The following is a 19,668-nucleotide window of genomic DNA, read 5'->3' as shown; positions in this document are numbered from 1 at the left end:
CGGCTTACGCGCAAATTGCTTGGGTGTTATATGGTCAAGCCTCACGGGCAATTAGTATTGGTTAGCTCAACGCCTCACAGCGCTTACACACCCAACCTATCAACGTCGTAGTCTTCGACGGCCCTTTAGGGGATTCAAGATCCCAGTGAGATCTCATCTTGAGGCAAGTTTCCCGCTTAGATGCTTTCAGCGGTTATCTCTTCCGAACATAGCTACCCGGCAATGCCACTGGCGTGACAACCGGAACACCAGAGGTTCGTCCACTCCGGTCCTCTCGTACTAGGAGCAGCCCCTCTCAAATCTCAAACGTCCACGGCAGATAGGGACCGAACTGTCTCACGACGTTCTAAACCCAGCTCGCGTACCACTTTAAATGGCGAACAGCCATACCCTTGGGACCGGCTTCAGCCCCAGGATGTGATGAGCCGACATCGAGGTGCCAAACACCGCCGTCGATATGAACTCTTGGGCGGTATCAGCCTGTTATCCCCGGAGTACCTTTTATCCGTTGAGCGATGGCCCTTCCATACAGAACCACCGGATCACTAAGACCTACTTTCGTACCTGCTCGACGTGTTTGTCTCGCAGTCAAGCGCGCTTTTGCCTTTATACTCTACGACCGATTTCCGACCGGTCTGAGCGCACCTTCGTACTCCTCCGTTACTCTTTGGGAGGAGACCGCCCCAGTCAAACTACCCACCATACACTGTCCTCGATCCGGATAACGGACCTGAGTTAGAACCTCAAAGTTGCCAGGGTGGTATTTCAAGGATGGCTCCATGAGAACTGGCGTCCCCACTTCAAAGCCTCCCACCTATCCTACACAAGCAAATTCAAAGTCCAGTGCAAAGCTATAGTAAAGGTTCACGGGGTCTTTCCGTCTAGCCGCGGATACACTGCATCTTCACAGCGATTTCAATTTCACTGAGTCTCGGGTGGAGACAGCGCCGCCATCGTTACGCCATTCGTGCAGGTCGGAACTTACCCGACAAGGAATTTCGCTACCTTAGGACCGTTATAGTTACGGCCGCCGTTTACCGGGGCTTCGATCAAGAGCTTCGCTTGCGCTAACCCCATCAATTAACCTTCCGGCACCGGGCAGGCGTCACACCCTATACGTCCACTTTCGTGTTTGCAGAGTGCTGTGTTTTTAATAAACAGTCGCAGCGGCCTGGTATCTTCGACCGGCATGAGCTTACGGAGCAAGTCCTTCACCCTCGCCGGCGCACCTTCTCCCGAAGTTACGGTGCCATTTTGCCTAGTTCCTTCACCCGAGTTCTCTCAAGCGCCTTGGTATTCTCTACCTAACCACCTGTGTCGGTTTGGGGTACGGTTCCCAGTTATCTGAAGCTTAGGAGCTTTTCTTGGAAGCATGGTATCAACCACTTCGTCGCCTAAAGGCAACTCGTCATCAGCTCTCGGCCTTGAAATCCCGGATTTGCCTAAGATTTCAGCCTACCACCTTAAACCTGGACAACCAACGCCAGGCTGGCCTAACCTTCTCCGTCCCTCCATCGCAATAACTGGAAGTACAGGAATATTAACCTGTTTTCCATCGACTACGCTTTTCAGCCTCGCCTTAGGGACCGACTAACCCTGCGTCGATTAACGTTGCGCAGGAAACCTTGGTCTTTCGGCGTGCGAGTTTTTCACTCGCATTGTCGTTACTCATGTCAGCATTCGCACTTCTGATACCTCCAGCAAGCTTCTCAACTCACCTTCACAGGCTTACAGAACGCTCCTCTACCGCATCATCATAAGATGATACCCGTAGCTTCGGTGCATGGTTTGAGCCCCGTTACATCTTCCGCGCAGGCCGACTCGACTAGTGAGCTATTACGCTTTCTTTAAAGGGTGGCTGCTTCTAAGCCAACCTCCTAGCTGTCTAAGCCTTCCCACATCGTTTCCCACTTAACCATGACTTTGGGACCTTAGCTGACGGTCTGGGTTGTTTCCCTTTTCACGACGGACGTTAGCACCCGCCGTGTGTCTCCCATGCTCGGCACTTGTAGGTATTCGGAGTTTGCATCGGTTTGGTAAGTCGGGATGACCCCCTAGCCGAAACAGTGCTCTACCCCCTACAGTGATACATGAGGCGCTACCTAAATAGCTTTCGAGGAGAACCAGCTATCTCCGAGCTTGATTAGCCTTTCACTCCGATCCACAGGTCATCCGCTAACTTTTCAACGGTAGTCGGTTCGGTCCTCCAGTCAGTGTTACCTAACCTTCAACCTGCCCATGGATAGATCGCCCGGTTTCGGGTCTATACCCAGCGACTAAACGCCCTATTAAGACTCGCTTTCGCTACGCCTCCCCTATTCGGTTAAGCTCGCCACTGAATATAAGTCGCTGACCCATTATACAAAAGGTACGCAGTCACCTAACAAAGTAGGCTCCCACTGCTTGTACGCATACGGTTTCAGGTTCTATTTCACTCCCCTCTCCGGGGTTCTTTTCGCCTTTCCCTCACGGTACTGGTTCACTATCGGTCAGTCAGTAGTATTTAGCCTTGGAGGATGGTCCCCCCATATTCAGACAAAGTTTCTCGTGCTCCGTCCTACTCGATTTCATTGACAAGAGATTTTCGTGTACGGGGCTATCACCCACTATGGCCGCACTTTCCAGAGCGTTCCACTAATCTCAAATCAACTTAAGGGCTGGTCCCCGTTCGCTCGCCACTACTAAGGGAATCTCGGTTGATTTCTTTTCCTCAGGGTACTTAGATGTTTCAGTTCCCCTGGTTCGCCTCTTGCACCTATGTATTCAGTACAAGATACTCAGCTTATGCTGAGTGGGTTCCCCCATTCAGAGATCTCTGGATCACAGTCTGTTTGCCGACTCCCCAAAGCTTATCGCAGGCTACCACGTCTTTCATCGCCTCTGACTGCCAAGGCATCCACCGTATGCGCTTCTTCACTTGACCATATAACCCCAAGCAATCTGGTTATACTGTGAAGACGACATTCGCCGAAAATTCGCATTTCGCTCATTGCTGAGCAGAACTCACAAATTTTACCTTAGCCTGATTTCCAGCAGTGAAACTGGTCATCAGTCTATATCTATCACATATCCGAATTTTTAAAGAACGATCTGACAAAAGTCAGAAATCAACATTCAAATTGAATGCTCATTTCTAAGTTCTGACAATGAACTGTTACTGCGTAAGTGGTGGAGCCAAGCGGGATCGAACCGCTGACCTCCTGCGTGCAAGGCAGGCGCTCTCCCAGCTGAGCTATGGCCCCGTATTCTACGGCTTAACCATGTAATGGTAGGTCTGGGCAGATTTGAACTGCCGACCTCACCCTTATCAGGGGTGCGCTCTAACCAACTGAGCTACAGACCTATAACAGGGTTGCGTTACAGCATCGTCTTTTACAATGAATCAAGCAATTCGTGTGGGAGCTCATCAGCAGGCTGATGTCGTCGATTAAGGAGGTGATCCAGCCGCAGGTTCCCCTACGGCTACCTTGTTACGACTTCACCCCAGTCATGAATCACACCGTGGTAACCGTCCTCCCGAAGGTTAGACTAGCTACTTCTGGTGCAACCCACTCCCATGGTGTGACGGGCGGTGTGTACAAGGCCCGGGAACGTATTCACCGCGACATTCTGATTCGCGATTACTAGCGATTCCGACTTCACGCAGTCGAGTTGCAGACTGCGATCCGGACTACGATCGGTTTTGTGAGATTAGCTCCACCTCGCGGCTTGGCAACCCTCTGTACCGACCATTGTAGCACGTGTGTAGCCCAGGCCGTAAGGGCCATGATGACTTGACGTCATCCCCACCTTCCTCCGGTTTGTCACCGGCAGTCTCCTTAGAGTGCCCACCATTACGTGCTGGTAACTAAGGACAAGGGTTGCGCTCGTTACGGGACTTAACCCAACATCTCACGACACGAGCTGACGACAGCCATGCAGCACCTGTGTCAGAGTTCCCGAAGGCACCAATCCATCTCTGGAAAGTTCTCTGCATGTCAAGGCCTGGTAAGGTTCTTCGCGTTGCTTCGAATTAAACCACATGCTCCACCGCTTGTGCGGGCCCCCGTCAATTCATTTGAGTTTTAACCTTGCGGCCGTACTCCCCAGGCGGTCAACTTAATGCGTTAGCTGCGCCACTAAAATCTCAAGGATTCCAACGGCTAGTTGACATCGTTTACGGCGTGGACTACCAGGGTATCTAATCCTGTTTGCTCCCCACGCTTTCGCACCTCAGTGTCAGTATCAGTCCAGGTGGTCGCCTTCGCCACTGGTGTTCCTTCCTATATCTACGCATTTCACCGCTACACAGGAAATTCCACCACCCTCTACCGTACTCTAGCTCGCCAGTTTTGGATGCAGTTCCCAGGTTGAGCCCGGGGCTTTCACATCCAACTTAACGAACCACCTACGCGCGCTTTACGCCCAGTAATTCCGATTAACGCTTGCACCCTCTGTATTACCGCGGCTGCTGGCACAGAGTTAGCCGGTGCTTATTCTGTCGGTAACGTCAAAACAGCAAGGTATTAACTTACTGCCCTTCCTCCCAACTTAAAGTGCTTTACAATCCGAAGACCTTCTTCACACACGCGGCATGGCTGGATCAGGCTTTCGCCCATTGTCCAATATTCCCCACTGCTGCCTCCCGTAGGAGTCTGGACCGTGTCTCAGTTCCAGTGTGACTGATCATCCTCTCAGACCAGTTACGGATCGTCGCCTTGGTGAGCCATTACCCCACCAACTAGCTAATCCGACCTAGGCTCATCTGATAGCGCAAGGCCCGAAGGTCCCCTGCTTTCTCCCGTAGGACGTATGCGGTATTAGCGTTCCTTTCGAAACGTTGTCCCCCACTACCAGGCAGATTCCTAGGCATTACTCACCCGTCCGCCGCTGAATCAAGGAGCAAGCTCCCGTCATCCGCTCGACTTGCATGTGTTAGGCCTGCCGCCAGCGTTCAATCTGAGCCATGATCAAACTCTTCAGTTCAATACTGCTTGGGTTTTTAAGAAACCCTAAACTTGGCTCAGCAATCTCAAATGACTATGTGATTTCTCGCATGGCCACTTGTGATGCTGATAATCTTTTTGACTATCAGTCCGTACTCACAAGCACCCACACGAATTGCTTGATTCGATTTGTTAAAGAGCGTTTGGTTAAGAGCTTTTCGTCTCAACCGAGGCGCGCATTCTACGCTTTCCTCACCTGCTGTCAAGCGTTTATTTTGAAGTTTTTTACTACCGCTTTCTTTCGAAAGCTAACAACTTCAAACACTTACCGCTTGCCCCGAAGCGTTCATCGCTGCGAGGAGGCGAATAATACGCGCTTTGAAATCAGAGTCAACACCTTGATCTGAAAAAACTTTCCGCGCGTGTTTTACCCCCCACCTGGCAACTAATGAAAGCGCCACGGATCTGTAGAGAACCCCCCCCACGGAGCGTAGCGGCCATGAGCGATGCGCAAAGCGAGAAAACCCCGGGCCTGTCTGCAGATGAAGAACAGGAGGTCAGCCACAACCAGCCGCCGCGGGCGGCAGTGCTGCACGAGATGATCCGCTACCAAGGCGATCAGGAACTGGAACGTACCCTCGCCGCGTTGTGGTGGTCGGCACTGGCCGCCGGCCTGTCCATGGGACTGTCGCTGATGGCCATGGGGCTGTTCTACGCACGCCTGCCGGAAGGAGAGAGTGCCCAGGTGGTCGCCAGCATCGGCTACAGCGCCGGCTTCCTCGCCGTGATCCTGGCACGCCAGCAACTGTTTACCGAAAACACCCTCACCGCCGTGCTGCCCGTAATGACCACCCCCACCCTGGCCAACTTCGGTCGCCTGCTGCGCCTGTGGGGCGTGGTGTTGCTCGGCAACCTAGCCGGCACCCTGCTAGTGGCTTGGGTCATGCTGGAGCTGCCGATATTCGACAGCAAGACGGACGTGGCTTTTCTGGAGGTTGGCCGCAAGGTCATGAAGAACGACCTGAGCCAGATGTTCGCCAAAGGCATCGTGTCGGGCTGGATGATCGCGACCATGGTCTGGATGATCCCGTCCATGGAGCACGCCAAGGTCTGGATCATCCTGATGATCACCTACCTGATGGCCCTCGGCGATTTCACCCATATAGTAGTGGGCTCCGTCGAGGTGTCCTATCTGGTGTGGGCCGGCGATGAAACCTGGCGCAGCTTTTGGCTGGAATTCGCCTTGCCGACCCTGACCGGCAACATTATTGGTGGCAGTTTCATTTTTGCCCTGATCAGCCATGCCCAGGTACGCAGCGACAGTGGCAAGCCACCCTCGCAACTGCTGAAAGACGACCAAGCCCCGTGCCGGCGCAGCGAGGATGACCACAACTGAATCTCAGCGTGCCGCCATCGTGCGCTCTTTGGCGTGGCCCCGCTGACGCACAGGCCGTGGCTGCCACCAGTTCTGCCCGGCATGCGGTGAGTCAAGACTGACCCGTTCGCCCATCTGCGGCGTGCTCAAGCGCACCTGGGCCTGGTTGGCCAGCGTCAGTATGCGTTCAAAAGGCTCCTGCCAGCCGTGGGTAGACAGGTCGAACGTACCGTTGTGAATTGGCAGCATCCAGCGCCCGCGCAAATCCAGGTGGGCCTGCAGGCTCTGCTCCGGCTGCATGTGTACGTTGGGCCAGGCGACGTTGTAGGCGCCGGTTTCGATCAAGGTCAGGTCGAACGGCCCGAAACGCTCGCCTATCTGCTTGAAACCGTCGAAGTACCCGGTATCGCCACTGAAGAACACCCGCACATCGTCATCGATGATCACCCAGGACGCCCACAGCGTCCGATTGCTGTCCAGCAGCCCGCGCCCGGAAAAGTGCTGTGCCGGGGTGGCGACAAAGCGCACGCCCTCCACCTCGCTTTCTTGCCACCAGTCCAGTTGGCGCACCTTCGCCGGAGCCACGCCCCAGCTCATAAGTAGGTCGCCCACGCCCAGTGGGGCCAGGAATACCCCGGTGCGTGGCGCCAAATGGCGAATCGCCTGCTCGTCGAGGTGGTCGAAATGATCGTGCGACAGTACAACCGCGGCCAGTGGCGGCAACTGGTCCAGCGCCAGCGGTGGCGCATGGAAGCGCAGCGGCCCCGCCCACTGCACCGGCGAGGCGCGCTCGGCGAACACCGGGTCGGTGATAAAGAAGCGCCCGCGCAGCTTGAGCAATACTGTGGAATGGCCCAGGCGCCACATGCTGTGATCAGGGGCGTCGAGCACCTGCTCGCGGGTCATGGGCTGGAGGCTGATCGGGGTAGCCGGCCGGGTTTGCGGGGGCTTGCGCAGGAACAGGTACTTGAGCCCGATGCGCAGCTTTTTCAGCACCCCATCCTGCGGCAACGATGCCTGGTTGTGAAAACGCCCATCCCGCTGTGGCGCCGGCTCGCCGGCAGCGTTGGCCAAAGGGACCATCAGCAACACTCCGAGCAACAGGAAAGCCTTCATGTTACCCCACAGTGATCAGATCAACCGTGAATTGGCTTGTAAGGTCATTTTTCGCCGCTGAAACACTGTTCAACAATATTCATGCGAGTTATGCGATAAACGGTACCCCGGAAGAATAGCGATGTACACGATGGACAACCGCAGCGGGAAAGGCCTTTCATTCGTCAAGCGCATCTACCTGCCGCGCGTCATTGGCCTGGGCATCGGTCTGTTCAGCGTCATGGCGGCCATTGCGCCGCTGTCTCCCCCCACCTGGGCATGGCTGCTGGTGCTGTGCAACGGGTTGCTGTGGCCGCACATGGCCTACCTGTGGGCAAGCCGCTCGGCGATGCCCTACCAGGCAGAACAGCGCAACCTGCTGCTGGACTCGCTAATGGGCGGGTTCTGGACTGCCGCCATGCATTTCAACCCGCTCCCCAGCGTGACGGTACTTTCCATGATGACCATGAACAACGTCGCAGCCGGCGGCAAGCGCATGGTCTTTCGTGGGCTGCAGGCCCAGTTGGCAGGCATGCTTGCCTCCATCCTGCTGCTCGGCCCCGGCCTGCAGCTGACCGCTACCCCTCTGCAGGTGTACGCCTGCCTGCCGATGCTGACGCTGTACCCGCTGTCCCTGGGCTGGGTGTGCTACCAGCTGGCGATCAAACTGGCTGACCACAAGCGCCGGCTGAGCGCCCTGAGCCTCACCGACAGCCTGACCGGGCTGCTCAACCATGGCGCGTGGAAAGACCTGCTAATGCTGAAATTCCAGGCCTGTAAACAACAGCAGGGGCACGCGGTCATCGCCCTGATCGACATCGACCATTTCAAGACCATCAACGATACCTTCGGCCACGTGGTCGGCGACTATGTGCTGCGCCAGCTGAGCGCCGAGCTGCGCCGTAATCTGCGCGAAGGCGACCAGGCCGGGCGTTATGGCGGCGACGAGTTTTGTGTGATGCTGCCGGACACCAGTGAAGCCCAGGCTTGCCAGGCCATGGAGCGCCTGCGCGAGCAGGTCGCCAACTACCGCAACCCTCAGTTGCCGCACCTGCGCATCAGCCTGAGCATCGGCCTGTCACCCTTCGAAGCTACCCTGGAGTCACCCGAGCACTGGCTCGACCAGGCAGACAAGGCGCTTTACACCGCCAAGCACGCCGGCCGCAACCAGGTCAATTTTGCCCGCAGCGAGGCTTCTACGCTCAAGCTGGCCTATCCTGATTGAACCTCCTTCCTGACTGCCTGGCGGGAGGCTGCTTGAAGGAGCCGCTCACGCATGGCCAGGAATGCCAAACTCCACCCCGCCAGCCCCACACCGCGCTTTCAGGTGCGCCGCCTGATTGCCGGTTTCAGTGCAGTTTTCGGCCTGGCCTGCCTGGTTACGCTGGGCGCACTGTTCAACATCGCCGCCACCCTTGATCACCAGGAGCGTCAGCGTAGCGCCTTCCATGCGAACCAGGCCCTGGAGCAGCGACTCATCGCCTCGCGCCAGTTCTTGTCCAGCTATGCCGTGTGGGATGCTGCCTTCGAACACCTGGCGGGCCAGGTAGACTGGAAATGGGCCTACGAAGACAAGAACGTGGGCGAGTCGCTGTACAGCGCCAGCGGCTACGAAGGGGTGTTCGTTGTAGAGGACAGCCGCACCACCTACGCGTTATTCAAGGGACAGCCCAGCCAGGCAGGCGCTGACACTTATATAGACGCGCCCCTGCAGCCGATCATCGACCAGGCCCGCGCCGCGGCCGTACCACGGGAACAGACCTCCCGTTACGTGCTGTTCAACGGCTGGCCGGCCGTGCTGACTGCCGCCGCTGTTCGACCGGATCGCGATGTCACCGACAGTGAGGTACGCCAGGCCCCGGTGATGCTGTTCATCGACCAACTAACCGAAGACAAGCTGACACGGCTGGGCACCGGCGCCGGCCTTACCGGCATGCATGTGGACAAGGACAACAGGGGCGAGCATGGCCACTTGCGCATCGAACTGGGCGATACCGGCTACCACCTGGCCTGGAACAGCCCGCTGCCGGGGCGCCAGCTGCTGTGGGCCGTCTTGCCGCCACTGGTAGGCGCGCTGCTGATGCTTGGCATGATCATGCTGTACCTGTTTCGCCTCACCCTGCGCAGCTCGCGGGCAATCGGCCTTACACTCACTCACCTGCAACAGAGCAACCAGGCGCTGGAAGCCAGCGAGCAGCGATTTCGCGCGGTGGCCGAATCGGCATCCGACTGGATCTGGGAAACCGACAGGCAACAACGCCTCACCTACCTGTCGCAACGCTTTGCCAACGTCACCGGCTACCCAGTGGACGACTGGCTGGGCCAACCGCTCAACCAGTTGCTTGCCTGCGATACCACCCCGCTCTCACCTTGGCTGGACGCCCTGACCAGCGTCGACCCACAACAGTTGGCCAATTTGCGCTGTACCTACCGCGACCAGAATGGCCAGAACCGCTACTGCAGGATTTCGGCCCGCGCCATCTGGTATGACGACAAGCCCAGCGGTTTTCGCGGCACCGCCAGCGACATCACCGACGAAGTCGACGCCCACGCGCGCATTCAGCACTTGTCGTTGCACGACCCACTGACCGGCCTGGCCAACCGCAACAAGCTCGCCAGGCACCTGGAGCAAGCCCTGCTGCGTGGCACCGACTCGCCACCTTTGAGCCTGCTGCTGCTGGACCTCGACAACTTCAAACCGATCAACGACTCACTCGGCCATGCTGCAGGGGATGCCGTGCTGCAAGAGGTGGCGACGCGTCTGCGCGATACCACCCGCGACGGTGACCTGGTAGCGCGTCTGGGCGGCGACGAGTTCATCCTGGTGCTAAGCGGCATGGACAACCGCAACGAAATCGACCGTTTCTGCGCGCGCCTTATCAGCCTGCTGCAACAACCCATCACCTTCGACAACCAACCTTTGCATGTCGGTGCCAGTATTGGCGTCGCCCAAACCCGCACCCAGGGTTTCGATGCGGGCGAATTGATCCGCTGCGCCGACATTGCCCTGTACCAGGCCAAAGCCGATGGCAAGAATACCTGGCGTTACTTCGCTGCCGAGATGAACCAGCAGATCCAGTACCGCCGCCAGTTGGAAAACGACCTGCGCCGGGCCCTGCGCAATCAGGAGTTCGAACTGCATTATCAGCCGCGCTACCGCCTCAGCGACCGACGCATCGTAGCGGTCGAAGCCCTGCTGCGCTGGCAGCACCCGCAGGAAGGGTTGCTGGGGCCAGACACTTTCATCCCGCTGGCCGAGCAAAGCGACATCATCGTCGCGCTGGGCCGCTGGGTGCTGCGCGAGGCTTGCCGCACAGCCCATGACTGGCCAGCCGACATTCTGGTTTCGGTGAATCTGTCGCCCGCGCAGTTCCTGCGCAGTGACGTGGTAGCCGATGTGCGTGAAATCCTGCTGGAAACCGCCTTCCCGGCCCAGCGCCTGGAGCTGGAAATTACCGAGAACGTGATGCTCAACGACATCGAAGGCGCGCTGGGCACCATGCTCTCGCTCAAGGAGCTGGGCGTGCGCCTGAACATGGATGATTTCGGCACGGGTTACTCATCGCTGGGCTACCTGCGTACCTACCCGTTCGACAGCATCAAGATAGACAAGCGCTTCATCAGTGGCCTGAACAACAACAACGGCAGCGACCGTGCGGTGGTTCAGGCCATCATCAACCTGGGCGAAGCGATGGGGTTGACGGTGACTGCCGAAGGCGTCGAAAGTGAACAGCAGCTCAAAGCATTGGAAAACGACCGTTGTCACGAAGTACAGGGCTATTTCATGAGCCGACCGCTGGACAGCGCCGGGCTGGAGGCGTTGTTGCACCAAACATCCCAAAGCAGCAAACAATCTCTGTAGGCGCGGGTTTACCCGCGAACAACGGCAACGCCGGTGCCATGCACCGCGTTGGATTCTTCGTGGGCAAGTCAGCTCCTGCAGGGGGCATCAGGGCTGTTGCAGGCTGCGCTCGGCCACGATCTCTGGCAGGTCCTGGCGGCGCAGGTAAGCACGCAGCGGCTCACCAATATTCAAGCGGTCATCCACATGCTGCTCCAGCAACAGCGCCAGCCGCTCACGGCACAACGCCATGCGCTGCCCTTGCTCAGGCCGCCAGACAAACTCGTTGCACGGGGTAATGCTGTCGTCGGCCACGTCCATGCCGAACGAATCCTCGGAAAAACGCACAATATGGACACCGCGCTTGCCATGAAAACCGACAAAGCCCTTGAGCTGGTCGGCAGCGTTGCAGATGTCCTGGGAAGTGATGGCCATGACGTAACCTCGCAATGATATCGGAAGATACGCACGCCTGGCGGGGGATGGGTCGCCTCTACCGGGCAACTCGCAAGCCGCAGCCTAACGCAGGTGCGCACGAACGCGCCATGGTTTTCAGCGCTCACCGCTCAGGGTGTAGTGCTGGAGCTACTGCCGATCCCGGTCCTCATGCACCTGCACACTGGCCGTCATCCCCGCACTCAGGGTCACCCCTTCCGGCACCTGGTCCAGGCGAATCCTTACCGGTATGCGCTGGGCCAGACGCACCCAGTTGAAGGTAGGTTCCACTTCCGGCAGCAATTGGCTGTCCGGGTTGCTGTTGCGGTCGGTAATACCGCGGCTGATGCTCTCCACATGCCCTTGCATCGGCTCACCCGCCCCCATCAGCCAGACTTTCACGGTATCCCCCACACGAATACGGGGCAGCTTGGTTTCCTCGAAGTACGCCTGGATATAAAAGGTTGAATCATCCACCAGGGCCATGACCGCTTCCCCGGTGTTCACATAATTGCCTTCGGCCAGACGCAGGTTGGTGATATGCCCGCTGCGCGGCGCCCGCACTTCACTGCGCGCAAGGTTGATCCTGGCCACCTGCAACTGCGCCTCGGCTTCGTGCAACTCGCCACGCGCGATGGCCGCATTGATCTGGGCGTTTTCACGCAACTCGGCACTGATCGCCTCGGGCCCCAAGGCCGTGCGTCGGGCGGCTTCGCGTTCGCGCAGGCGCAATTGCTGGGCGCGGGTCTCGGTCACGGCGCTGGCCTGGTCGAACGCGGCCTGGAAGCGCTCGCGGTCGATAGTCATCAACAGGTCGCCCGCCTTGACCTGCTGGTTGTCATGGACCTTAAGCCCGCGTACCCAGCCGGACACGTCAGGCGCAATCACCACCACATCGGCGCGCACACGGGCATCGCGGGTCCAGGGGGTAAGCATGTAGTACTGCCACAGCTGGTAGCCGGCCAACACGGCCAAGGCCACCACACACAGCGTCACCAAGGTACGTACGGCCGCACGCATCGAAACACTCCTTCATAAAGGCCCCAGCAGGCGTACCACCAGGAACAACACACAAACGAACAGCGCCGCGTCAAACAGCGCCTCATGCCAGATCCAGCGCCCCAGCGGCGTGGCCTGCACCACCAGGCGCAACAGGCCGGTGAGCAGCAGCGCCAGCAACACATAAAGCAGAAACGGGCTGAGCAGCACGCCGCCCACTTCCCATTCACGCAACCCCATGGGCTTCCTCCTGCCAGCGGCACCACTTGCCCCAGCTTTTTTGCAGTTGCAGCACCGCACCTTCCGCCAGCCGCAACGGGTCGCTGGCAGGCAGCCGGCGCAGGGCCGCGATGAATTGCTCACTGGCGGTGTCCAGGCGCTGCCCGCGCCCGGCGGCAGGCCCTTTGGCCAGCACCGCCTCCACCTGTTGCAGGTACTCGCGCTCGGCACGCCCCAAGGGGGCCTGGGCGACCGCCAGGCACATGCGCAGGTGTACCAGTTCATCACCAATGTCCAGCCCATGCAGGCCGTCGTCCCAGCGCTTGCGCTCGTCTTCCGGTAATTCACTGGCATGCCGCGCCAGTTGCATCAGGCGGTCAGCCATCCGCCCGCCAAACCAGCTGTCAGCCCCACGCAGGTCGCGCCGGGTCAGGCGCACCAGGTCGCTCTGGGTGGCTGCGCGCAGTCGCCGGCCCAACCAGGCCGGGTGACGAAACACCAATAAACGAAAGGCCATGACTGCTGCAGACACCCCCACCAACATGGCCAAGGCACTGTTCAGCATGGTCGCCACACCGAACTGCATGGCGTTGAGCGGCGACACCAACACAATGAAGTGCAGGCAATAGGAGGTGGCCGTGGCCCCGGTACGGGGGTGGGCCATGCCCAGCGCACCAAGAAACAGCGGCACACCCATGGCAAGGCACAGCATGGCGAAGCTGCTCCACTGCGGCAGCACAATTTGCCCGACCAGAAACGCAGCAGGTATGGCCAGGAAAATCCCGCGCAAAAAACTCAAGCCAATCTGCGCGCCGTTCTCACGGCTGGCGAACAGGCTACAGACTACGCAGGTCAGCACCAGGCCACCCGGCGCCGAAGGCCAGGCCGTGGCCAACCAGAACCCGCTCATTACCAGAAAGGCCAGCGCGCTGCGCGAACCAAACAGCAAGGCCAGTGACCAGTCGCGGTGCGCAGCCAGGCCTTGGGACACATCCTTGGGCGCCCTGCCCGCCTCCACATCCTCCAGCGCCTGGCCGGCAGCCATGGCGTAATCCAGCAGCAGGGCCATGCGCGCCAGACAGAAGTGCTCCGCCGAACTGATCTGCTCATCGTGGGCGGCATCCCAGATACGTTGGCGCAGCAGTAACAGGCCGGGCTTGTCGGGTTTGCCCAACAGTGTGCGCACTTCGTGCAACCAGGGCGCCAGGTGCTCAGCCTCCCGCTCATCCAGTTGCCGCCACTGACGGCGCACCGAACGGGAGATGCGCAACAGCACCATCAGCTTCTGGCTGAGCCCACGAATGGCGCGGGCACGCTGCCGGCCTCGGTTGCCTTCGAACCAGGCATGTTCGCGCTGGCTGTCGATGGCCACGATGCGCCCCAAGCTCTCCAGCAAGCCTTTGCGCGCCTCGTCCTCGCCACCCAGCATGGCGCTGGCAGCTTGCAGACCGTTCTGCCAGGCCTGTCGGGCCTGCCCGCCCAGTTGCTGCTCCACGCGCATGGGCCAGAGCAAGGCACTGCTGGCAGTGGCGCAGAAAATGCCTAGGCAGATCTCGGTGCAGCGCGCCACCGCCTGGTCAAACACCTGCAGCGGGTGGTCGATGGCCGGCAAGGCGATGATGGCAGCGGTGTAGCCGGCCAGCACGAAGGCATAAGCCCAGGCGCTACGCAGCTGGGTGGAGGCGGCGGTGCACAGGGCCAGCCAAAGGGCCAGGGTGAGCAGAAACAAACCTGGGGTCTGTGCAAACAGGCCAATGAACAGCACCGACATGACGGTGCCAACCAAGGTACCCGCCAGCCGCGCCAGGCCCTTCTGCACCACCATGCCGGACAGCGGCTGGGCAACAATGAAAGCGGTCATCAGTGCCCATGACGGTTGCTCCAGCCCCCAACGCATCGCCAGCCACAACGCCAGGCCGCCACCGAGCAGAGTCTTGATGGCGAACTTGAGGGCGAGGCTGCTGGGGGCGAACAGGGCCTGGAAGGTAATGGGCACGAAGCGGACCTTGCGGGGATGGTCTTGTAGAAAAGATAGACAATGGGGAGCAGGATAAAGTAGAAATGGATAATTAGCTAGCTAATCATCTTTATCGAGATGCAACCAAAACACAAATCCCAGGCAAAAAAATGGGCGACCGAAGTCGCCCTAAATGCCTTGCGTGCTCGTGTACCCGGAAGGTCAGCGCGGCTTGCGCTTGTTCGAGTCCTTCCAGATGAAAATGCCCAGACCGGCAAAGAAGGCAAACATCAACCCAACCGTTACCACACCGGCGATAACCACGTTGTCGAAGAACATGCTGGCCTCCCCATTCGTTTGCCGTTGTCCGATGGGTGCAAGATAACCAATGTGGTGGGGGGGAAAATTGATCGGGATCAATGGTGCCCGAGGCCGGGCACGCGAGGGGAGTGCAGGGTTGACCTGCGTCAAATTTCAGCGCTTCTTCGGCTTGCTCTTGGGTTTCTTTTTCTTGCTGCTGTTCAACGGCAGGGCCTGCTCGAACGCGTTGCGCATGTCGTTCAGGCGCTTTTCCTTGAGGTCGTGGACGCGCTTGGCGCGTTCGGCATCGAAATCGATGAGGTTGTCTTGGCTCATGGGTGGGCTCGACGATCTACTGAGACTTGCATGATGAGGCCAGCCGCAGGTGCTGACCAGCCCCTGTCAGACTTCGATATCCACCAGCAGCCCCTGGCGTACGTGTTCGCCCATCAACGGGGCCACCGGCACGGTGTTGTCGGCGTTGACCTCATCACCAGGCATGGCACTGTAGCGTTCCTGATCGCCCTTTTGCCTGCGTTGCTGCTGGCGACGTTGTTCATCGCGCAGCAACAGTGCTTGCTCTTGCGGGTCACGCTGGTGCTTGAGGTCGATGGCACTTTCGCCGGACGCAGGCTGCGTCGGCACCACCGGTTTGATGTCGGGGGTGGGTTTGACCGGGTCCTGTTGCGAGGTCACCGGGGCGGCACTGAGCGGAATGATCGGCGGCAGCATGGACGTTCTCCTGTGCCCCTGTATCGGCAGGTGCGGGTTTACCTTGATGTCATGGACAACATTTACTCGGTTTCGTCGTCAGGCTCGTCGTCATCTGGCGGGCTGGCTTCGCTCCAGGGCCGCTTGTAAACCTGCTGCCAGACCGCGTCCATATGGTCGCGCAAGACCTGCGGCGCGGTTTTCAGCGAAGCACTGTCCTCGCGCTCGCCACCGACCGGTTCCTCGCCCGCCGGGGTGATCAGCGACTGGCCGGTAATGGTGTAGCTGGCCTGCCCTTCGCGCATCTCGATGGCGATGTCGTGCGGGTCGATACCGCCGCCACAGAAGGCATGACTGGCTACCGTCACCTCGGCGACACCGTCCTTGTTCAAGTCGCTGGCATCACTGACGTCGGTGTAGAAGTCCACGTCCAGGTCCAGCCCTGGGCAGGTGGTTTCCTGCTCGATCTGCCAACGCGCCTTGAATGCATCACTTTCGGCTGTGCGCCCGTACAAGGTGGCCTTGAGTACCACCTTGTCCACTTCCTGTTCGCTTTCCGGGTCACTGGCCTGGCCATCGCTGCGGCTCAGTACCAGCAGGCCTTCACCGTCGCGGTCGCGGTAGTGCACGCTCTTGATCGGCGTCTGGACGCCCAGCACTTCAAGCTGTTCCATCGGAATGGGGGGCAAGGTCTCGAAATTCTTCTGTTCGCAGGCACTGAGCAGCAGCAGGCTGCCCACGGCCATGGAAGCGCTCATCCAGCGGTGCTTGGCAGACATATAGAAGCGGTGCCCTCGTCGGCTGCACAGTGCGAGGCGATGAAACAGCTAGACTGACTTACTTCCTGTTGTCGTTCAGCACCTTTTGGTGCGTTCGCACTTTGGTCTGACCGGCCGATCCGTTAACATAATCGGCTTTTTCATCGCGGGAGTTCAGGCAGTATGGCGCAGCAGTATCAACCGGGGCAACGCTGGATCAGCGACAGCGAAGCCGAGCTCGGCCTGGGTACCATCCTGGCGCAGGATGGCCGCCTGTTGACCGTGCTTTACCCGGCCACTGGCGACACCCGCCAGTATTCCCTGCGCAATGCGCCGCTGACCCGCGTGCGTTTCTCGCCCGGCGACCAGATCACCCACTTCGAGGGCTGGAAGCTGACCGTGCGCGAGGTCGAGGACATCGACGGGCTCATGGTGTACCACGGCCTGGACGCGCAGAACCAGCCGCGTACCCTGCCAGAAACCCAGCTGTCGAACTTCATCCAGTTCCGCCTGGCCAGCGACCGCCTGTTCGCCGGGCAGATCGACCCACTGTCGTGGTTCAGCCTGCGTTACAACACCCTGCAGCACACCAGCAAGCAGATGCAGTCGGCACTGTGGGGCCTGGGTGGCTGCCGCGCGCAACCGATCGCCCACCAGTTGCACATCGCCCGCGAAGTCGCCGACCGCAGCGCCCCGCGCGTATTGCTGGCCGACGAAGTGGGCCTGGGCAAAACCATCGAGGCTGGCCTGGTGATTCACCGCCAATTGCTGTCGGGCCGTGCCAGCCGCGTACTGATCCTGGTGCCGGAAAACCTCCAGCACCAGTGGCTGGTGGAAATGCGCCGCCGCTTCAACCTGCAGGTAGCCCTGTTCGACGCTGAACGCTTCATCGAGAGCGACGCCAGCAACCCGTTCGAGGACGCCCAGCTGGCGCTGGTTGCCCTGGAGTGGCTGGTCGACGACGAAAAGGCCCAGGATGCGCTGTTTGCTGCCGGCTGGGACCTGATGGTGGTCGACGAAGCTCACCACCTGGTCTGGCACGAAGATCAGGTCAGCGCCGAATATGGCCTGGTCGAGCAACTGGCCCAGGTGATCCCGGGTGTGCTGCTGCTCACCGCCACCCCAGAGCAGCTTGGCCAGGACAGCCACTTTGCCCGCTTGCGCCTGCTCGACCCCAACCGTTTCCACGACCTGGCCGCCTTCCGTGCCGAGAGCGAGCACTATCGCCCGGTCGCCGAAGCCGTACAGGAACTGCTCGACGAGGGCCGCTTGTCGCCCAAGGCGCACGCCACCATCCAGGGCTTCCTGGGTGCCGAAGGCGAAGCCCTGCTGGCCGCGGTCAACGATGGCGACACCCAGGCCAGTGCGCGCCTGATTCGCGAACTGCTTGACCGCCACGGCACCGGCCGCGTGCTGTTCCGCAACACACGTGCCGCAATTCAGGGCTTCCCTGAGCGCCAGTTGCACCCCTACCCGCTGGCCACGCCCGAGCAGTACCGCGACCTGCCGGCTGGCGAACACGCTGAGCTGTACCCGGAAGTGGCCTTCCAGGCCCAGGGTGAGGCAGCCGACGACGAACGCTGGTGGCGTTTCGATCCACGCGTCGACTGGCTGATCGATACCCTGAAGATGCTCAAGCGCACCAAAGTGCTGGTGATCTGCGCCCACGCCGAAACCGCAATGGACCTGGAAGACGCCCTGCGCGTGCGCTCCGGCATCCCGGCGTCGGTGTTCCATGAAGGCATGAGCATTCTCGAACGCGACCGTGCCGCCGCCTACTTCGCCGACGAAGAATTCGGCGCGCAGGTGCTGATCTGCTCCGAGATCGGCAGCGAAGGTCGTAACTTCCAGTTCGCCCACCATCTGGTGATGTTCGACCTGCCCGCGCACCCCGACCTGCTCGAACAGCGCATCGGCCGCCTGGACCGGATCGGCCAGAAGCACACCATCCAGCTGCACATCCCGTACCTGCAGGACAGCCCGCAAGAGCGCCTGTTCCAGTGGTACCACGAAGGCCTCAACGCCTTCCTCAACACCTGCCCGACCGGCAACGCCCTGCAACACCAGTTTGGCCCGCGCCTGTTGCCGCTGCTCGAAGGTGGCGAGAGCAAGGCCTGGGATACACTGGTGGCCGACGCCCGCAGCGAGCGCGAACGCCTGGAGGCCGAACTGCATACTGGCCGCGACCGCCTGCTGGAGCTCAACTCTGGCGGCGCTGGCGAGGGCCAGGCGCTGGTCGAGGCCATTCTTGAACAGGACGACCAGTTCGCCCTGCCGATCTACATGGAAACCCTGTTCGACGCCTTTGGCATCGACAGCGAAGACCATTCCGAGAATGCCCTGATCCTCAAGCCAAGCGAGAAGATGCTCGACGCCAGCTTCCCGCTGGGCGACGACGAAGGCGTGACCATTACCTACGACCGTGGCCAGGCGCTGTCGCGCGAGGACATGCAGTTCCTCACCTGGGAGCACCCGATGGTGCAGGGCGGCATGGACCTGGTGCTGTCCGGCTCGATGGGCAACACCGCAGTGGCGCTGATCAAGAACAAGGCGCTCAAACCGGGCACTGTGCTACTCGAACTGCTGTTCGTCAGCGAAGTAGTAGCACCACGCAGCCTGCAACTGGGCCGCTACCTGCCGCCGGCGGCACTGCGCTGCCTGCTCGACGCCAACGGCAACGACCTGGCATCGCGCGTAGCCTTCGAAACCCTCAACGACCAGCTCGAAAGCGTGCCGCGCGCCAGCGCCAACAAGTTCGTCCAGGCCCAGCGCGATGTGCTGGCCAAGCGTATCAGTGGTGGTGAAGAGAAAATCTTGCCGACCCACATCGAGCGCGTGGCCGAAGCCCAGCGCCGCCTGGCGGCAGAGGCCGACGAGGAGCTGGCCCGCCTGGTGGCACTGCAAGCGGTCAACCCGAGTGTGCGTGACAGCGAAATCAACGCCCTGCGCAAGCAGCGTGAAGATGGCCTGGCAATGCTGGAAAAGGCCGCCCTGCGCCTGGAAGCCATTCGCGTGCTGGTGGCGGGCTAAATACCGGAGCTATGGGGCCGCTT

Annotated in this window: 13 protein-coding genes, 2 tRNA genes and 2 rRNA genes; 4 read left to right on the top strand and 13 right to left on the bottom strand. The window is 59.9% G+C overall.

Annotation, left to right across the window (positions count from 1 at the left end; all coding sequences use genetic code 11):
* Positions 1–30: 30 nt before the first annotated feature.
* The 4 genes from D8767_RS06910 to D8767_RS06895 all read right to left on the bottom strand — a co-directional run bounded on the left by D8767_RS06910 (position 31) and on the right by D8767_RS06895 (position 4,965).
* A 23S ribosomal RNA gene (locus D8767_RS06910) occupies positions 31–2,923 on the bottom strand.
* A 243-nt stretch (positions 2,924–3,166) separates the two neighbouring features.
* Positions 3,167–3,242: transfer RNA gene (locus D8767_RS06905), tRNA-Ala, on the bottom strand.
* Positions 3,243–3,266: 24 nt separating this feature from the next.
* Positions 3,267–3,343: transfer RNA gene (locus D8767_RS06900), tRNA-Ile, on the bottom strand.
* Positions 3,344–3,428: 85 nt separating this feature from the next.
* A 16S ribosomal RNA gene (locus D8767_RS06895) occupies positions 3,429–4,965 on the bottom strand.
* Together the 16S and 23S rRNA genes with 2 tRNA genes alongside form the textbook arrangement of a ribosomal RNA operon.
* A gap of 459 nt (positions 4,966–5,424) precedes the next feature.
* On the opposite strand from D8767_RS06895, the gene D8767_RS06885 reads away from it, so the two are divergent.
* The gene (locus tag D8767_RS06885) at positions 5,425–6,321 is read left to right on the top strand and encodes a formate/nitrite transporter family protein (protein WP_016713813.1); all 897 of its coding nucleotides are present in this window, start codon (positions 5,425–5,427) and stop codon (positions 6,319–6,321) included.
* Between the two features lie 3 nt (positions 6,322–6,324).
* On the opposite strand, the gene D8767_RS06880 is transcribed toward D8767_RS06885, so the two are convergent.
* A complete protein-coding gene (locus D8767_RS06880; protein WP_016713812.1) occupies positions 6,325–7,416 on the bottom strand; it encodes an MBL fold metallo-hydrolase in 1,092 nt (363 codons plus the stop codon).
* A 130-nt stretch (positions 7,417–7,546) separates the two neighbouring features.
* Between D8767_RS06880 and D8767_RS06875 the strand changes: the two genes are divergently transcribed.
* Together D8767_RS06875 and D8767_RS06870 are read left to right on the top strand one after the other, a co-directional pair.
* A complete protein-coding gene (locus D8767_RS06875) occupies positions 7,547–8,620 on the top strand; it encodes a diguanylate cyclase (RefSeq protein WP_029380285.1) in 1,074 nt (357 codons plus the stop codon).
* 51 nt (positions 8,621–8,671) lie between these two features.
* A complete protein-coding gene (locus D8767_RS06870) occupies positions 8,672–11,257 on the top strand; it encodes an EAL domain-containing protein (protein ID WP_063977474.1) in 2,586 nt (861 codons plus the stop codon).
* An 87-nt stretch (positions 11,258–11,344) separates the two neighbouring features.
* On the opposite strand, the gene D8767_RS06865 is transcribed toward D8767_RS06870, so the two are convergent.
* From D8767_RS06865 to D8767_RS06840, 8 genes are all read right to left on the bottom strand, one after another.
* Positions 11,345–11,671 (bottom strand): DUF2025 family protein, encoded by a 327-nt coding sequence (locus D8767_RS06865; protein WP_016713809.1) that lies wholly within the window; start codon positions 11,669–11,671, stop codon positions 11,345–11,347.
* A gap of 150 nt (positions 11,672–11,821) precedes the next feature.
* Positions 11,822–12,691: an HlyD family secretion protein gene (locus tag D8767_RS06860; RefSeq protein WP_016713808.1), complete on the bottom strand. Its 870-nt coding sequence runs from the start codon at positions 12,689–12,691 to the stop codon at positions 11,822–11,824.
* 12 nt (positions 12,692–12,703) lie between these two features.
* Positions 12,704–12,910 carry a DUF1656 domain-containing protein gene (locus D8767_RS06855; protein ID WP_016713807.1) on the bottom strand — a complete coding sequence of 69 codons (207 nt, stop codon included), beginning with the start codon at positions 12,908–12,910 and terminating at the stop codon, positions 12,704–12,706.
* Positions 12,897–14,885: an FUSC family protein gene (locus D8767_RS06850; protein WP_016713806.1), complete on the bottom strand. Its 1,989-nt coding sequence runs from the start codon at positions 14,883–14,885 to the stop codon at positions 12,897–12,899. The genes D8767_RS06855 and D8767_RS06850 overlap by 14 nt, the downstream gene beginning before the upstream one ends.
* A 183-nt stretch (positions 14,886–15,068) precedes the next feature.
* The gene (gene ccoM, locus D8767_RS29430) at positions 15,069–15,185 is read right to left on the bottom strand and encodes a cytochrome c oxidase subunit CcoM (protein WP_008097462.1); all 117 of its coding nucleotides are present in this window, start codon (positions 15,183–15,185) and stop codon (positions 15,069–15,071) included.
* A 135-nt stretch (positions 15,186–15,320) separates the two neighbouring features.
* A complete protein-coding gene (locus D8767_RS28650) occupies positions 15,321–15,482 on the bottom strand; it encodes a hypothetical protein (protein WP_016713805.1) in 162 nt (53 codons plus the stop codon).
* Positions 15,483–15,548: 66 nt separating this feature from the next.
* The gene (locus tag D8767_RS06845; protein WP_016713804.1) at positions 15,549–15,878 is read right to left on the bottom strand and encodes a hypothetical protein; all 330 of its coding nucleotides are present in this window, start codon (positions 15,876–15,878) and stop codon (positions 15,549–15,551) included.
* 62 nt (positions 15,879–15,940) lie between these two features.
* Positions 15,941–16,636: a M949_RS01915 family surface polysaccharide biosynthesis protein gene (locus tag D8767_RS06840; protein WP_016713803.1), complete on the bottom strand. Its 696-nt coding sequence runs from the start codon at positions 16,634–16,636 to the stop codon at positions 15,941–15,943.
* Positions 16,637–16,798: 162 nt separating this feature from the next.
* Here D8767_RS06840 and rapA point away from each other — a divergent pair, with 162 nt between their 5' ends.
* Positions 16,799–19,645, top strand: coding sequence for an RNA polymerase-associated protein RapA (gene rapA, locus D8767_RS06835; protein WP_016713802.1), 2,847 nt, complete (start codon positions 16,799–16,801; stop codon positions 19,643–19,645).
* The last annotated feature ends 23 nt before the right edge of the window (positions 19,646–19,668 follow it).

Source organism: Pseudomonas sp. LTGT-11-2Z, assembly GCF_003691445.1.
Taxonomy (GTDB): Bacteria; Pseudomonadota; Gammaproteobacteria; order Pseudomonadales; family Pseudomonadaceae; genus Aquipseudomonas; species Aquipseudomonas monteilii.
This window is presented reverse-complemented; position numbering and strand designations above follow the sequence as displayed.

Excerpts from the sequence above, each read along its gene's own strand:
- ccoM (WP_008097462.1), bottom strand. The coding sequence starts at position 15,185 with ATGTTCTTCGACAACGTGGTTATCGCCGGTGTGGTAACGGTTGGGTTG.
- D8767_RS06885 (WP_016713813.1), top strand. The coding sequence starts at position 5,425 with ATGAGCGATGCGCAAAGCGAGAAAACCCCGGGCCTGTCTGCAGATGAA.
- rapA (WP_016713802.1), top strand. The coding sequence starts at position 16,799 with ATGGCGCAGCAGTATCAACCGGGGCAACGCTGGATCAGCGACAGCGAA.
- D8767_RS06855 (WP_016713807.1), bottom strand. The coding sequence starts at position 12,910 with ATGGGGTTGCGTGAATGGGAAGTGGGCGGCGTGCTGCTCAGCCCGTTT.
- D8767_RS28650 (WP_016713805.1), bottom strand. The coding sequence starts at position 15,482 with ATGAGCCAAGACAACCTCATCGATTTCGATGCCGAACGCGCCAAGCGC.
- D8767_RS06875 (WP_029380285.1), top strand. The coding sequence starts at position 7,547 with ATGGACAACCGCAGCGGGAAAGGCCTTTCATTCGTCAAGCGCATCTAC.
- D8767_RS06840 (WP_016713803.1), bottom strand. The coding sequence starts at position 16,636 with ATGTCTGCCAAGCACCGCTGGATGAGCGCTTCCATGGCCGTGGGCAGC.
- D8767_RS06860 (WP_016713808.1), bottom strand. The coding sequence starts at position 12,691 with ATGCGTGCGGCCGTACGTACCTTGGTGACGCTGTGTGTGGTGGCCTTG.
- D8767_RS06845 (WP_016713804.1), bottom strand. The coding sequence starts at position 15,878 with ATGCTGCCGCCGATCATTCCGCTCAGTGCCGCCCCGGTGACCTCGCAA.
- D8767_RS06865 (WP_016713809.1), bottom strand. The coding sequence starts at position 11,671 with ATGGCCATCACTTCCCAGGACATCTGCAACGCTGCCGACCAGCTCAAG.
- D8767_RS06870 (WP_063977474.1), top strand. The coding sequence starts at position 8,672 with ATGGCCAGGAATGCCAAACTCCACCCCGCCAGCCCCACACCGCGCTTT.
- D8767_RS06880 (WP_016713812.1), bottom strand. The coding sequence starts at position 7,416 with ATGAAGGCTTTCCTGTTGCTCGGAGTGTTGCTGATGGTCCCTTTGGCC.